14 protein-coding genes and 1 pseudogene are annotated in these 14,085 nt (G+C 52.8%); 5 read left to right on the forward strand and 10 right to left on the reverse strand.

The features are described from left to right. Positions 1 to 3 precede the first annotated feature (3 nt). The 10 genes and pseudogenes from ycjR to pspA all read right to left on the reverse strand — a co-directional run bounded on the left by ycjR (position 4) and on the right by pspA (position 8,355). Positions 4 to 792 (reverse strand): 3-dehydro-D-guloside 4-epimerase, encoded by a 789-nt coding sequence (ycjR, locus tag ACQ0PY_RS12600; RefSeq protein ID WP_109740278.1) that lies wholly within the window; start codon positions 790 to 792, stop codon positions 4 to 6. A 19-nt stretch (positions 793 to 811) separates the two neighbouring features. Beyond that, complete coding sequence (ycjQ, locus tag ACQ0PY_RS12605; RefSeq protein ID WP_044267166.1) at positions 812 to 1,864, reverse strand: D-guloside 3-dehydrogenase; 1,053 nt, start codon at positions 1,862 to 1,864, stop codon at positions 812 to 814. A gap of 28 nt (positions 1,865 to 1,892) precedes the next feature. Continuing rightward, positions 1,893 to 2,735, reverse strand: a complete 843-nt coding sequence (locus tag ACQ0PY_RS12610; protein ID WP_109740279.1) for a carbohydrate ABC transporter permease — start codon at positions 2,733 to 2,735, stop codon at positions 1,893 to 1,895. Further along, entirely contained in the window at positions 2,722 to 3,603 is an 882-nt protein-coding gene (locus ACQ0PY_RS12615; RefSeq protein ID WP_043000559.1) for a carbohydrate ABC transporter permease, read from the reverse strand. The genes ACQ0PY_RS12610 and ACQ0PY_RS12615 overlap by 14 nt, the downstream gene beginning before the upstream one ends. 20 nt (positions 3,604 to 3,623) lie before the next feature. Continuing rightward, positions 3,624 to 4,916: an ABC transporter substrate-binding protein gene (locus ACQ0PY_RS12620; RefSeq protein WP_109740280.1), complete on the reverse strand. Its 1,293-nt coding sequence runs from the start codon at positions 4,914 to 4,916 to the stop codon at positions 3,624 to 3,626. 13 nt (positions 4,917 to 4,929) lie between these two features. Further along, positions 4,930 to 6,646: pseudogene (locus ACQ0PY_RS12625) on the reverse strand (sugar phosphorylase). Positions 6,647 to 6,805: 159 nt separating this feature from the next. After that, entirely contained in the window at positions 6,806 to 7,030 is a 225-nt protein-coding gene (pspD, locus tag ACQ0PY_RS12630; protein ID WP_043000556.1) for a phage shock protein PspD, read from the reverse strand. 18 nt (positions 7,031 to 7,048) lie between these two features. Further along, positions 7,049 to 7,408: an envelope stress response membrane protein PspC gene (gene pspC / locus ACQ0PY_RS12635; RefSeq protein ID WP_043000555.1), complete on the reverse strand. Its 360-nt coding sequence runs from the start codon at positions 7,406 to 7,408 to the stop codon at positions 7,049 to 7,051. Continuing rightward, complete coding sequence (pspB, locus tag ACQ0PY_RS12640) at positions 7,408 to 7,632, reverse strand: envelope stress response membrane protein PspB (RefSeq protein WP_042318763.1); 225 nt, start codon at positions 7,630 to 7,632, stop codon at positions 7,408 to 7,410. The genes pspC and pspB overlap by 1 nt, the downstream gene beginning before the upstream one ends. Before the next feature lie 54 nt (positions 7,633 to 7,686). Further along, complete coding sequence (pspA, locus tag ACQ0PY_RS12645; protein ID WP_043000554.1) at positions 7,687 to 8,355, reverse strand: phage shock protein PspA; 669 nt, start codon at positions 8,353 to 8,355, stop codon at positions 7,687 to 7,689. Positions 8,356 to 8,523: 168 nt separating this feature from the next. On the opposite strand from pspA, the gene pspF reads away from it, so the two are divergent. From pspF to sapD, 5 genes are all read left to right on the forward strand, one after another. Continuing rightward, positions 8,524 to 9,498, forward strand: a complete 975-nt coding sequence (pspF, locus tag ACQ0PY_RS12650) for a phage shock protein operon transcriptional activator (protein WP_043000553.1) — start codon at positions 8,524 to 8,526, stop codon at positions 9,496 to 9,498. Positions 9,499 to 9,610: 112 nt separating this feature from the next. Next, positions 9,611 to 11,254 carry an ABC transporter substrate-binding protein SapA gene (gene sapA, locus ACQ0PY_RS12655; protein ID WP_044257738.1) on the forward strand — a complete coding sequence of 548 codons (1,644 nt, stop codon included), beginning with the start codon at positions 9,611 to 9,613 and terminating at the stop codon, positions 11,252 to 11,254. Continuing rightward, positions 11,251 to 12,216: a peptide ABC transporter permease SapB gene (gene sapB / locus ACQ0PY_RS12660; RefSeq protein ID WP_043000551.1), complete on the forward strand. Its 966-nt coding sequence runs from the start codon at positions 11,251 to 11,253 to the stop codon at positions 12,214 to 12,216. Before sapA ends, sapB begins: the two co-directional genes overlap by 4 nt. After that, positions 12,203 to 13,093 (forward strand): peptide ABC transporter permease SapC, encoded by an 891-nt coding sequence (gene sapC, locus ACQ0PY_RS12665; RefSeq protein ID WP_043000550.1) that lies wholly within the window; start codon positions 12,203 to 12,205, stop codon positions 13,091 to 13,093. Before sapB ends, sapC begins: the two co-directional genes overlap by 14 nt. Next, complete coding sequence (gene sapD, locus ACQ0PY_RS12670; protein ID WP_043000549.1) at positions 13,093 to 14,085, forward strand: peptide ABC transporter ATP-binding protein SapD; 993 nt, start codon at positions 13,093 to 13,095, stop codon at positions 14,083 to 14,085. The genes sapC and sapD overlap by 1 nt, the downstream gene beginning before the upstream one ends.

The following is a 14,085-nucleotide window of genomic DNA, read 5'->3' on the forward strand; positions in this document are numbered from 1 at the left end:
CTCTTAGCAGGTACGCAACCAGGCCAATGACTGACGGTAGGCTTCCGGCAGATTTTCTGCCCGCACCCGCCCTTCATACACCACGTAGCCCTGATAGTTATCTTCGCGCAACTGATCAAACAGCATGCTGAAGTTCAGGCTGCCGCTGCCCGGTTGATAGCGATGATTATCCGCGATATGCACATGTCCCAGCAGATCGCGGTTATCGTGCAGCGCCTTCGCCATATCATCTTCTTCGATATTCATGTGGTAGAAATCGCCGATGATCTGTACGTGCTTCAGATTGTTTTCCACAATGTACCGACGCGCATCCGCCAGCGTGTTGATCATATGATCCTGATAACGGTTAAGCGGCTCGAGATATACGGTGGTACCGGTACGTGCTGCCACACTGTCAAGGTAACGTAGCGAGTCGCTGACTGCTTTGCGATCGCCAGCCAGACTGCGCGGCGAGGTCATTGGCGGTAGACGGAAGGTAAACATTCCCCATGCCGCAGGCACAATGATGCCCTGCCCACCCACTTCCGCCAGCGCTTCAAGAATGCGTTCGATCTGCTGTAATCCGTTCAGACGACGCTCTTCGATGAAATCGCCGATCCAGCCATCATAACCACCGCAGGCGGTCGTGACTGGCAGGCCCGTTTCTTTAATGGCAGCCTTGACTTCATCAAGGTGATTAACCAGCAATTTGCCGTCGATCTCAAAGCCATCAAAACCCATCTCTTTGATACAGCGAAACTTCTCCAGAATATTTTCCGGAAAAAATGCCTGATTCTGTGTGCCGATTTTCATTGCTCGTCTTCCTTTACGCTTAAAATGTGACGCCCATTTTGATGCTCTGTTCCGGATGTCTGTCGACATACTGCATATAGCTTTCCGGACTAGCCGCAAAGGTCACCACCGGGTCGATAAGATCCTCACAGTTAAGATAACCATTCATCAGCAGTTCCCAGCAGGTCTCCTCAATACGTTTGCGACTCCAGCGCGGATAGTCCGGGTTCGGCTCGCTGCACGCGCGCGAGAAGACAATTCTGGCGTTATTGAAATGGGCTTCGCGCCCGAGATTGAAACCTTCGGCAAAGGGTTTGGCAAACGCGACATAAGAGATAGTGCCGCCATAAGCCAGCCCACGTAGCGCGGACTGCAACGCGTCGGCATAGCCGCTGGTTTCGATGATGACATCCGCCCCCTGCTTACCGGTCAGCATTTTGATCTCTTTACCGACATCAGTACCCATCGGATTCAGGCAGAAATCCGCGCCGTGGCGGCGAGCGATATCACAACGATGGGCGATCGGATCGATGCCGATGACTACCGACGCGCCAGCTTTCTTTGCCAACTGGACGGCTATCTGCCCAATCGCGCCAAGACCAACGATGACGACGAAATCACCTACCCGCACGTTGGCATCACGCACGCCGCTCATCGCAAACTGAGCCGGGTCGTAGCACACCGCGTTTTTCCAGCTCGCCCCCTGCGGCATCTTGCGGAGTTTGTAGTTATTGACGCCGTTAATAATGACCGTTTCGGCTAAAGGGGCGTAACCACAGACGCTATCACCAATGGCATAGTCAGTGACGTCGCTCCCGCACTCGATTATGTCGCCAACGACCATATTGCCGAGCTGGAACTTACCAAACTCAATACCGCGCGGCGCGTCTTTCGCACGCGGCATAAACATTTGCCATTCGCTATTAAAATCTTCATCAATAAACGGACTGGCGGCGCGAAAATCCACCACTTCCGTACCGTGTTTCGGTGCGCCAAACCGCACGCGAATTTTCACCTCATTCGCCATGACAGCGCGATCGTCATACTCTACCAGCGCCGCGACGCGCGGTTCTGTTGCGACTAACTTCTTCATTTACCACTCCTTGTTTAAACTGGCCGCTTTAGCCCTTCACGCCACCCGCGGTCAAACCACTCTTAATAAACCGTTCCGAAAGCGCATACATAATGACAACCGGTAATGCCGTCACCAGCGACGCCGCCATCATCCGCCCCCAGATATAATCCGGCGTACTGAACAGGGTGTTCAGGCCCACTGGCAACGTGAAATTGCTGGCGCTGGAAAGAAAGATCGAGGCGAACAGATAATCGTTCCAGGCCACCATAAAGCAGTAGACAAAAACCGATACCAGTCCGGACATCGCCAGCGGCACGGTAATGCGAAAGATGATTTGCAGGCGATTCAGCCCATCCATCATCGCCGCTTCTTCAATCTCATCCGGAATCGTGTCGAAATAACTTTTCAGCATGAATACGGCGGTCGGCAACGTCTGGGTGACCATGGTGACAATCAACGCCATTTCTGTGTCGTAAATGCCCAGCGCGGTAATGATTTTGAACAGCGGGACCACCAGCAAAATGCCGGAGAACATGTAGACGGTGTAAAAACTGGCATTGATGGTCATCCGCCCTTTAAAACGCAGTCGGGACAGCGCGTAGGCACCGAGCGTGCCCAGGAATACCGCCACCACCGATGACGCAACGGATACCAGCAGGCTGTTACGAAAGTAATCAATAAACGGAAAAATCAGTGGATTAAAAATGTCGATGTAATGCTCAAGCGTCCACTCTTGCGGCAGCAATGTCGGGTGCAATGAAATCGCTTCTTTCGCGCTTTTGAACGACGTCATTAACATCACAAAAAAGGGAAACAATGTGATGATCAAAAACACAATCAGGCCACAATAAAAGCCCACGCGTCCGAGTCTGCGTTTATTTGTTGCCATTGAGGTTCACCCTATTTCTGGTCAGTAAAATGACGGCGAAAATAATGATAAAAAGCACGACGGAAATGGCTGCAGCTTTACCTAAATCATTAAAAGCAAACGCTGTTTTGTAGAGATACACCCCGAGAATGTCGACCTTTGTCGTCAGCAGGTACACATCGGCAAACATATAAAACATCCAGATGGTACGCAGGGTAACCACCGTCGCCAGGACCGGCATAATTGCGGGCAGCGTGACGATACGAAAACGCTGCCAGGCATTCGCGCCATCCATTTCGGCTGCTTCATAGAGCGATTTATCGATGGTCTGCAAAATTGCCAGAAACGAAATAAAGGCGTACGGGAAATAGCGCCAGATGGCAAACAGCACCACCAGCACGAAACTGCTACCGGGATTGTCGAACCACAAGGGGGCCTGATCGTACAAATGCAGCAGATCGACTCCCAGATAGTTCACGATGCCGTATCCGCTGTTGAACATGTACTTCCAGGCAAAGACCAGCGAGATAGACGGCGTGACATAAGAGAGAATCACCAGTGAGCGCGCCGTCTTGCGTAACCGGAACTCGCGATTAAAGAACATCGCCACCCCGAGTCCGAGCACGGTACTGCCCGTCACCACCAGCGCGGTATACCAGACCGTCATCCACAACGAATGCCAGAAATCCGGATCGGAAAGGATGCGAACGTAATTCGCGACCCCAACAAACGTGGCATTGATACGCGGATTCAGCGGCAGGCGCAGAAAGCTGATTTCAATATTCGATAGCATCGGCCATGCCACGAGGCCACCCAACAGAATCAAACTGGGTGCCAGCAATAGCATCGCAAAGGGCATATCGGAGCGACCGGAGAATAATCGGGCCATAACGACGTTCCTCTTACCCATCAACGCTGCCCTACCAGGGCATCCAGTTTTTGCTGGCTTTTCTGAAGCGTTGTCGGGAGATCGGCTTTGCCTACCGTCACGTTATGTACCGTCGTGCTTATCACGCCGGAACCGGTGACGTCCCCCATACGGGTGAAGTTCTTATCCCCTACCGCGCCAAAAACCTGAATATTCGGTAGCTCAGCAATGAGTTGTGCCGGGAGCTCACCTAACGCTTTAATCACGCTGTTGTTTTGCCAGGTTTGGGTTTTTACGACCTCCTTATTGACCGGCAACGCAGCGCCCGGCGACATCATTACCCAGTCAGCGATGTTGTCTGCCTGTTCCATAAACGCGACAAACTTCTCGGCTGCCGCCGTCTCCTCTTCTTTTTGCCCATTCGTGATCGTCAGTGAGGTCAACATGCCATAAACGGCCGCTGTCTTTTCGGTCGGAACCACAAAGCCCACGTTCTGGGGATCCCCTTCTTTAATTATCGCGGGGAGAATGTAGGTGGAATAAATCGCCATCGGCGCAGTACCATTCATAAAGGCATCTTTCACCTCCATGATGTCGTTAGAGCCCGGCATCGTGGTGGCGGCCAGATCGCGGTAATATCCCAACGCCTGATTCATTTCAGGCGTGTTGAACGTGATGTGCCCCTGGGCATCAAAGACGTTGGCATTATTGGATAAGGCAAACTGCGAGAAAGATTGCTCCGTCAGCACGCTTTCTGCAGTCGGCAGGGCAATGCCATATTTTTTATGCACCGGGTCATAGAGTTTTCGCGCAGCGGCAAGCAGCGTTTCCCAGTTTTTCGGTTCATCCAGTCCCGCCTGAGCAAGGATGTCTTTGCGATACCAGATACCGCCGATCCAGGCGCTCACCGGAACCCCTGTCCACGCGCTGCCATCTTCGGTACGAACGATGCGCAATACGCCATCGTAGAAGATATCTTCCCCGACCTTCTGAATGACGTTCGCCACCGCATCCCGATCGATTAACTGCTCTTTATCCATGACCTTGGCATAGTCATGACTGGTTTCGATCACTTCCGGTAGCGACCCGCTTCTCGCCAGCGTAATAACTTTGGTGTTATAGGCATCTTCTTCAACTGGAACCTGTTTAACACTGATATCCGGGTTCGCTTTTTCAAAGCGTTTAATCAGCGTGGTAATAACGGCCTGGCGCTCCTGTTCCACAGAAGAGTGCATAAACTCAATTGAAACATGGGCGGGTTTATCGTCCTTACAACCAGAAATCAGGGCGCAGGAAACCAGTGCTGATAACAGCACCATTTTAGTTTTGATCATCAGATATTCCTTTTTATTTTTTAATCCACATAACCTGCCAGGGTTGCAGTGTTAATGCCTCTCCGGAAACACTCACTCCGCTAATTAAATCAACGCCTGTATAAATACTGGCATCAATGATTTGTTGGCGATCGCTAAAATTAAAAAGTGCATTGATTTTTTCATGTTCATCGGCCGAGCGAATAATCCGCAGAACAGAAGGTGTCAGACAGCGAATATCAAACATGCTCTCGGGATGAAACGCCTTATTACCCCTGCGAATAACAATTAATCGGGACAACGCCTGATAAATCTCATGACGAAGAGAACCTTCAGTCATCAATTCCTGTTCAATTGATTTTTGCTCATATTTTTTTCGGTTAATAGCCCGGTTATAACCGTGTTTTTCGACACCTTCGTAGTCATTGCGCGACCCCAGAATGCTCTGAATATAAATCGCAGGAACGCCAGGGAAGGTTAATAGCAGAACATGGGTGAGAATAAATTTGGCAAGGCGTTCTTCATCGCTGTCATCCTGATGGCCTAACGCATCCATCCAGGTCACATTTAATTCATACGGACTCCGGGTGCCATCTGGATTATTTTTCCAGTTCACTAAGGCCCCTTCTTTCTGCAGATCCGTCACCAGTGTCAGAATATCGTCTTCCGCTAACAGCCCGCGCAGTGGATTCAATCCAATGCCATCATGCGAAGCCAGAAAGTTGAACCAGGTGGTCTCTGTCGAAGGCAATGATAACGACTGCGCCCATTGGCACAGCACCCGGCAATCCTGGCGATGCAGGGACTGCAGGACAAGTGGCGGCAAAGAGAACTGATAAACCATATGTGCTTCGTCATGCCCGTTACCCAGATAGGAAACATTGTCTTTGTGCGGGACATTGGTCTCAGTAATGATGACCGTGCCGGGGGCGACCTCATCTGCTATCGCGCGAAATAACTTGATCAGTTGATGCGTTTTTTCCAGATGAATGCAGGTCGTACCCGGCGTTTTCCACATGTAGCCAACGGCGTCCAGACGTACATAATCGGCTCCGTGTTCCAGGTAGGTCAGCAGTACGTCAATCATGGCAAGTAGCACGTCCGGGTTACTGTAGTTGAAATCAACCTGGTCTTCGCTAAATGTCGTCCATAAATAACGAACGGATTTATCCTGCATGCTAAACGGTGTTAATAACGGCAATGCCCGTGGACGCGTTACGGCATGTAAATCAGTCTCTGGGTCCATCTCAATAAAAAAGTTTTCGTATCCAGGAGCTTGCCGCAAATAACGTTCAAACCAGTCACTTTTTGCTGACATATGATTGCAAACAAAATCAAACATCAAACATCAAACAACAGGAGCGGTTTAACTCACGAATATCATTCCACTCGCCGGCTTCGGGAGACACCTGATAGTAATCAATAACCGAAAAACCATCATCTGATGACCAGGGGTAAAATGGCAAAAGGTGAACATGTGAGAATACCGAGGAAAACCAGCGCGTCCAGAACTGATTAAAGGTTGGCAGCGGTTTTTCTTTCTCGCTATGAAATTGATCGGCATACGTAATGAGCACCACATCACTTTCATCCCAATGAGGTTTACGCTTTTTATTAATAATCTTACGCGCCCTTTCCATGCGCATTTTTAATGACCCATCGTGAAGCCCTGTCCATGTATCGCCATAGACGGTGCTGAGGCATTCCTTAATTTTTCGGTTCACTTTGTTTTTCCGTGGTAGCGGTCCCATGACAAAAAAGACTACTCTCGAGGAAATTAACTGTCAATGCAGTGAAAGAGGTTAAAAGCAGGAATTAATAGAATTTTAGCAGCTCAACAATCGATTTGTGAGCTGCCGCAAATTAATAACCAGGATGTGATTTAATTGTTAAAAAGAAGGCAATGGAAATTAACTTCCAGAATAATGTTTTGAAATTTTCGCCGCCATACGGCTTAAAAACGGTTCCAGAGCCAGCGCCAGCAACATTTTTAGCGGACGACGGGCGACGGATTTTACTGCCCACCCTGCGACACCCGCGGGGCCGTAGCGTAGCGCAGTCAGAAGCACCAGCTTACCTGCTATTTTCATACCGGGTTTTACCTTTTGCCCGGCGCGTTGCCAGCGATTATTCATCTCAGCTCTCTTAATGACTTACAATTGACGGAAACGGCTACGCAAAGTAAACGTGTCCGAGGTGACATAGCGCTCCATTTCACGTAAGCGTTTCTCCCCCGCCGCCAGTTCTTTATCGACGATATCCAATAGCTCACCGCTGGACGGTTGCTGCTCGCCTGCGGCAAGGTTATCCGGCATCGGATCAAGCACAAATGCCAGAATGATGTAGACGACCAGGGTAAAAAAGGCCAGCCCGAAGAAGATCGACAACACCACTAAAATACGCACCAGTTTTACCGGCACATCCAGATACTGCGCGATCCCTGCGCACACGCCTCGCAGCATGCCCTGCTGCGGAATACGCCATAATTTTTTGTTCAGATCAATGCCGCCCATTAGCGATCCCTCCAGTTCGGATGTTCCGCATCGAGAATATCTTCCAGCGCCTGAATACGTTCACGCATGCGCTGCGCGTCATCGGTCAACTGAACTAAACGTTGCTGTTCGCTTTGCGATAATTCTCCGCGACTGGAACGGTTGCTGTAATGCAGCCATAGCCAAATCGGTAACACAAACAGCACGAAGATGGTTAACGGAATGGCCAGAAATAGCGCGCTCATGAGGTCTCCTTACAGGTGATGAGCGGCGGCGCGTTCGAGCGCCGCCAGGTATTATTATTGCTTGTCTTGCTGCATTTTGGCTTTCAGTTGCGCCAGTTGTTCGCTGATTTCATCATCCGCTTTCAGGTCGGCAAACTGCTGATCCAACGTTTTCTGTTTGCCAAAGTTGTGGCTTTCAGCTTCCGCTTCCATGTGGTCGATGCGACGCTCGAAAGATTCAAAGCGCGCCATCGCTTCATCCAGCTTACCGCTGTCCAGTTGACGACGCACGTCACGGGATGAGCTGGCGGCCTGATGGCGCAACGTCAGCGCCTGCTGACGGGCACGGGTTTCGCTGAGTTTGTTCTCCAGCTCGCCAATCTCTTTTTTCATGCGCGTGAGCGTATCGTCCACCAGCGTCACTTCATGCTCCAGATTGCCAATCAGATCGGTCAACTTCTGTTTTTCGATCAGCGCGGCGCGGGCCAGATCGTCCTTCTCTTTACGCAGCGCAAGCTCCGCTTTCTCCTGCCACTCTGCCTGCTGAGCCGTCGCCTGTTCGATGCGGCGTGATAACTGTTTCTTTTCCGCCAGCGCACGTGCCGAATTGGAACGCACTTCAACCAGCGTATCTTCCATTTCCTGAATCATCAGACGAACCAGCTTCTGCGGATCTTCCGCTTTCTCGAGCAGTGCGTTGATGTTGGCATTCACGATGTCGGCGAAACGAGAAAAAATACCCATAATTCTATCCTCACATTTTTCTGATGTCGGGCGATGCCCTGCTGATTCTCTAATACAATCCGCGTGCCAACTTTTTAATTTATTGATTTATATTGAGATGTACGGTTTTACCTTGACGAGAAAACAGGGTAAAGTGGTGAAATACACTAACATGTGGCGAAATTCATCATGGCAGAATACAAAGATAATTTGTTAGGGGAAGCCAACAGCTTTCTGGAGGTACTGGAGCAGGTTTCCCGCCTCGCACCGCTGGACAAACCGGTACTGATTATCGGCGAGCGCGGTACCGGTAAGGAACTGATTGCCAACCGTCTGCATTATCTCTCCTCTCGTTGGCAGGGGCCGTTTATTTCGCTTAACTGCGCGGCGCTGAATGAAAACCTGCTCGACAGTGAACTGTTCGGTCATGAAGCCGGGGCGTTTACCGGTGCGCAAAAGCGCCATCCCGGACGTTTTGAACGGGCCGACGGCGGCACGCTGTTCCTGGATGAACTCGCCACCGCCCCAATGCTGGTACAGGAAAAGCTGCTCAGAGTGATTGAGTACGGCGAGCTCGAGCGCGTCGGCGGCAGTCAGCCATTACAGGTAAACGTCCGTCTGGTTTGTGCGACCAATGCGGATCTTCCGTCGATGGTTAACGAAGGATCCTTCCGGGCTGATTTGCTCGACCGACTGGCGTTCGACGTGGTGCAACTGCCGCCGCTGCGCGAACGTCAGGCGGATATCATGCTCATGGCGGAGCACTTTGCTATTCAGATGTGCCGGGAAATTCGTCTGCCGCTGTTCCCCGGATTTACAGCACATGCCAGAGAGACGCTGCTGAACTACGCCTGGCCGGGTAATATCCGCGAATTAAAAAACGTGGTCGAACGTTCGGTATACCGGCATGGCACCAGCGAAACGCCGCTGGATGAGATTGTGATCGACCCATTTAAACGCCACGCGCCAACGCCCCCTGCCGCTGAAACCGCAGCAACGGGTCCTTCGCTGCCCCTCGATTTACGTGCGTTTCAGCAGCAACAGGAGAAAGAGCTGCTGCAAACCAGTCTGGAACAGGCAAAATTTAATCAGAAACGGGCGGCGGAATTACTCGGGCTGACCTATCACCAGTTGCGCGCATTGCTCAAAAAACATCAGATTTAGCGCGTCCCACCCCCTGATTGCGCATATTTACGCCAGTTGCCCGCAGACATTTGTACCTCGCGGGCGATAGTGCGATACACTTTGCAAATCGTACCTAAAAACCTTAAAAATTATGCGCCTGGTTTTATCGTCTCTGATCGTGATGGCTGGACTTCTGAGTGGTCAGGCTACTGCTGCGCCTGAAACCGCCCCACGTGAAGATATTCGTGACAGCGGCTTTGTCTATTGCGTGAATGGACAGGTCAATACCTTCAATCCGCAAAAAGTGAGCAGCGGGCTGATTGTCGACACGCTCGCCGCCCAGCTCTATGATCGGTTGCTGGATGTCGATCCCTATACTTATCGTCTGGTCCCGGAACTGGCGGAAAGCTGGGAAGTGCTGGATAACGGCGCCACTTACCGCTTCCATCTGCGCCGCGACGTGGCGTTTCAGAAAACGGACTGGTTTACGCCTACGCGTAAACTGAATGCCGACGACGTGGTTTTTACCTTTCAGCGCATCTTTGATCGCAACCATCCGTGGCATAACGTCAACGGCGGCAATTTCCCCTATTTCGACAGTCTGCAGTTCGCCGATAACGTGCAGAGCGTGCGTAAGCTCGACAGTCACACCGTGGAATTTCGCCTGACGAAGCCGGACGCCTCTTTCTTATGGCACCTCGCAACCCACTATGCGTCCGTGATGTCGGCGGAGTATGCTGATCAACTGACAAAACAGGATCGCCAGGAACAGCTTGACCGCCAGCCGGTTGGCACCGGTCCGTTCCAGCTTTCCGAGTATCGCGCTGGACAATACATCCGCCTGCAACGTCATGACAAATTCTGGCGGGGCAAACCGCTGATGCCGCAGGTGGTAGTGGATCTCGGATCCGGCGGAACCGGACGTTTATCGAAACTGCTTACCGGCGAATGTGACGTGCTGGCCTGGCCCGCCGCCAGCCAGTTGACGATCCTGCGCGACGACCCACGCCTGCGCCTGACCTTGCGTCCGGGGATGAACATCGCCTACCTGGCGTTTAATACCGACAAGCCTCCGCTGAATAATCCGGCGGTTCGCCACGCGCTGGCGCTGTCCATTAATAACCAGCGTCTGATGCAATCTATCTATTACGGCACGGCAGAAACGGCGGCCTCTATTTTACCTCGCGCCTCGTGGGCCTATGATAACGAGGCTAAAATAACAGAATACAATCCGGCCAAATCTCGTGAGCAACTCAAAGCGCTGGGGCTGGAGAATCTGACGCTGCGCCTGTGGGTGCCGACCAGTTCACAGGCGTGGAACCCGAGCCCGCTGAAAACCGCTGAACTTATCCAGGCGGATATGGCGCAGGTTGGGGTGAACGTGGTGATTGTACCGGTTGAAGGTCGTTTCCAGGAGGCGCGGTTGATGGACATGAACCATGATCTGACGTTGTCCGGCTGGGCAACCGACAGTAACGATCCGGACAGTTTCTTCCGCCCGTTGCTCAGCTGCGCGGCCATCAATTCACAGACTAACTTCGCCCACTGGTGCAACCCGGAGTTCGACAACGTGCTGCGCAAAGCGCTCTCTTCTCAGCAGCTTTCTGCGCGTATTGATGCGTATGATGAAGCGCAGAACATTCTCGCTAAAGAGTTGCCCATCCTGCCGCTCGCCTCGTCACTGCGCCTGCAGGCCTATCGGTATGACATTAAAGGCCTGGTGTTGAGCCCATTTGGTAATGCCTCTTTCGCCGGCGTGTCGCGCGAAAAAAACGATGAGGTGAAAAAACCATGATTATCTTCACCTTACGTCGTTTGCTGTTGCTGATGGTCACGCTGTTTTTTCTGACCTTTATCGGCTTCAGTCTGAGCTATTTTACGCCACATGCGCCGCTACAAGGCGCATCGTTGTGGAATGCCTGGGTGTTCTGGTTCAATGGCCTCATCCACTGGGACTTTGGCGTCTCCAGCATCAACGGACAGCTTATCACTGAACAGCTCAAAGAGGTGTTCCCGGCCACGATGGAACTCTGCACCCTGGCGTTCGGCTTTGCGCTAATGGTGGGGATTCCGGTGGGTATGCTGGCGGGCATTACCCGCAACAAGTGGCAGGACCGCTTGATCAGCGCCCTCGCCCTGCTCGGCTTTTCAATCCCCGTGTTCTGGCTGGCACTGCTGCTGACCCTTTTCTTTTCCCTGACTCTCGGCTGGCTGCCGGTGTCGGGCCGATTCGATCTGCTTTACGAAGTGAAACCGGTCACCGGTCTGGCTATTGTCGATGCGTGGATCTCTGACTCTCCCTGGCGGGATGAGATGGTGATGAGCGCCGTGCGCCATATGGTGTTGCCGGTGCTGACGCTGGCGGTTGCGCCGACCACCGAAGTGATTCGCCTGATGCGTATCAGTACCATTGAGGTGTTTGATCAGAACTACGTGAAGGCTGCGGCCACGCGCGGTTTGTCACGATTTACGATCCTGCGCCGCCATGTACTGCATAACGCCTTACCACCGGTGATCCCCCGCCTGGGCCTGCAATTCTCAACGATGCTGACGCTGGCAATGATCACCGAGATGGTCTTTAGCTGGCCGGGTCTCGGTCGTTGGTTGATTAACGCCATCCGTCAGCAGGACTACGCAGCGATATCCGCAGGCGTGATGGTCATTGGTTCGCTGGTCATCATCGTCAACGTGATTTCCGATATTTTGGGTGCTATGGCTAACCCTCTGAAACATAAGGAATGGTATGCCTTACGATAGCGTTTATAGCGAAAAGCGCCCGCCAGGTACGCTGCGCACCGCATGGCGCAAATTTTATGGCGATACTACGGCAATGGTTGGCTTGTACGGCTGTGCAGGGCTGGTGGTACTGTGCCTGTTCGGCAACTGGTTTGCGCCGTATGGCATCGATCAGCAGTTCCTCGGCTATCAGTTGTTGCCGCCCTCCTGGTCACGCTATGGCGAAGTCTCCTTCTTCCTCGGTACTGACGATCTGGGACGCGACGTCCTGAGCCGACTGCTCAGCGGCGCAGCCCCCACCGTGGGCGGCGCGTTTGTCGTTACGCTCGCCGCAACGCTGTGCGGGCTGTTTCTCGGCGTGGTCGCCGGAGCAACGCACGGTCTGCGTTCTGCCGTGCTGAATCATATTCTCGATACGCTGCTGTCGATTCCGTCTCTGCTGCTGGCGATTATCGTTGTCGCCTTCGCCGGGCCGCATTTAACCCATGCCATGTTTGCCGTCTGGTTGGCGCTGTTGCCACGCATGGTCCGTTCGGTCTACAGCATGGTGCATGACGAACTGGAAAAAGAGTACGTCATCGCGGCGCGTCTTGATGGCGCCTCGACGCTGAACATCCTCTGGTTCGCCATATTGCCCAACATTACCGCAGGACTGATCACCGAAATCACCCGCGCGCTGTCGATGGCGATACTGGATATTGCCGCGCTCGGTTTTCTCGATCTTGGCGCGCAGCTCCCCTCTCCCGAATGGGGTGCGATGCTGGGCGATGCGCTGGAGCTGATTTACGTTGCGCCGTGGACGGTGATGCTGCCCGGTGCAGCCATCATGATCAGCGTCCTGCTGGTCAACCTGCTGGGTGACGGCGTTCGCCGCGCTATCATTGCGGGGGTGGAATAATGCCATTACTGGATATCCGCAACCTGACCATTGAATTTAAGGCCGGTGAAGAGTGGGTCAAAGCCGTCGACCGCGTCAGCATGACCTTGAGCGAAGGGGAAATTCGTGGGTTGGTGGGTGAATCCGGCTCCGGTAAGAGCCTGATTGCCAAAGCCATCTGCGGCGTTGCCAAAGATAACTGGCGCGTCACCGCCGACCGGATGCGTTTTGACGATATCGACCTGTTGCGCCTTTCGCCGCGTGAGCGACGTAAACTGGTGGGACATAACGTTTCGATGATTTTCCAGGAGCCGCAGTCGTGTCTGGATCCGTCCGAGCGCGTGGGTCGCCAGTTGATGCAAAACATTCCGGCATGGACGTACAAAGGCCGCTGGTGGCAACGTATTGGCTGGCGGAAACGTCGCGCCATTGAACTGCTGCACCGCGTCGGGATTAAAGATCATAAAGACGCCATGCGCAGCTTCCCGTATGAACTGACCGACGGTGAATGTCAGAAAGTCATGATTGCCATTGCGCTGGCGAATCAACCGCGACTGTTGATTGCGGATGAGCCGACCAACGCGATGGAGCCGACCACTCAGGCGCAGATCTTCCGCCTGCTGACGCGCCTGAATCAGAACAGCAATACTACCATTTTGCTGATCAGCCATGACCTGCAGATGCTCAGCCAGTGGGCGGATAAGATTAACGTGCTGTACTGTGGTCAGACGGTGGAAACCGCGCCGAGTAAAGAGCTGGTGACGACGCCCCATCACCCATACACCCAGGCGCTGATCCGCGCTATTCCTGACTTTGGTAGCGCCATGCCGCACAAAAGTCGTCTGAACACCATGCCCGGAGCCATCCCTTTGCTGGAACAATTGCCCATCGGTTGCCGTCTTGGGCCACGCTGTCCCTACGCACAGCGCGAATGTATAGAAACGCCGCGTCTGACCGGGGCGAAAAATCATCTCTACGCCTGTCATTTCCCCCTCAACATGGAGAGAGAGTGA

The organism is Citrobacter sp. LST-B2 (assembly GCF_057983045.1).

What these genes read in the sequence shown, in the direction of transcription:
- ACQ0PY_RS12615 (WP_043000559.1), bottom strand. Translation starts at nt 3,603, where the DNA reads ATGGCCCGATTATTCTCCGGTCGCTCCGATATGCCCTTTGCGATGCTA.
- pspF (WP_043000553.1), top strand. Translation starts at nt 8,524, where the DNA reads ATGGCAGAATACAAAGATAATTTGTTAGGGGAAGCCAACAGCTTTCTG.
- pspB (WP_042318763.1), bottom strand. Translation starts at nt 7,632, where the DNA reads ATGAGCGCGCTATTTCTGGCCATTCCGTTAACCATCTTCGTGCTGTTT.
- pspC (WP_043000555.1), bottom strand. Translation starts at nt 7,408, where the DNA reads ATGGGCGGCATTGATCTGAACAAAAAATTATGGCGTATTCCGCAGCAG.
- ycjR (WP_109740278.1), bottom strand. Translation starts at nt 792, where the DNA reads ATGAAAATCGGCACACAGAATCAGGCATTTTTTCCGGAAAATATTCTG.
- sapC (WP_043000550.1), top strand. Translation starts at nt 12,203, where the DNA reads ATGCCTTACGATAGCGTTTATAGCGAAAAGCGCCCGCCAGGTACGCTG.
- ACQ0PY_RS12620 (WP_109740280.1), bottom strand. Translation starts at nt 4,916, where the DNA reads ATGATCAAAACTAAAATGGTGCTGTTATCAGCACTGGTTTCCTGCGCC.
- sapA (WP_044257738.1), top strand. Translation starts at nt 9,611, where the DNA reads ATGCGCCTGGTTTTATCGTCTCTGATCGTGATGGCTGGACTTCTGAGT.
- sapD (WP_043000549.1), top strand. Translation starts at nt 13,093, where the DNA reads ATGCCATTACTGGATATCCGCAACCTGACCATTGAATTTAAGGCCGGT.
- ycjQ (WP_044267166.1), bottom strand. Translation starts at nt 1,864, where the DNA reads ATGAAGAAGTTAGTCGCAACAGAACCGCGCGTCGCGGCGCTGGTAGAG.
- sapB (WP_043000551.1), top strand. Translation starts at nt 11,251, where the DNA reads ATGATTATCTTCACCTTACGTCGTTTGCTGTTGCTGATGGTCACGCTG.
- ACQ0PY_RS12610 (WP_109740279.1), bottom strand. Translation starts at nt 2,735, where the DNA reads ATGGCAACAAATAAACGCAGACTCGGACGCGTGGGCTTTTATTGTGGC.
- pspA (WP_043000554.1), bottom strand. Translation starts at nt 8,355, where the DNA reads ATGGGTATTTTTTCTCGTTTCGCCGACATCGTGAATGCCAACATCAAC.
- pspD (WP_043000556.1), bottom strand. Translation starts at nt 7,030, where the DNA reads ATGAATAATCGCTGGCAACGCGCCGGGCAAAAGGTAAAACCCGGTATG.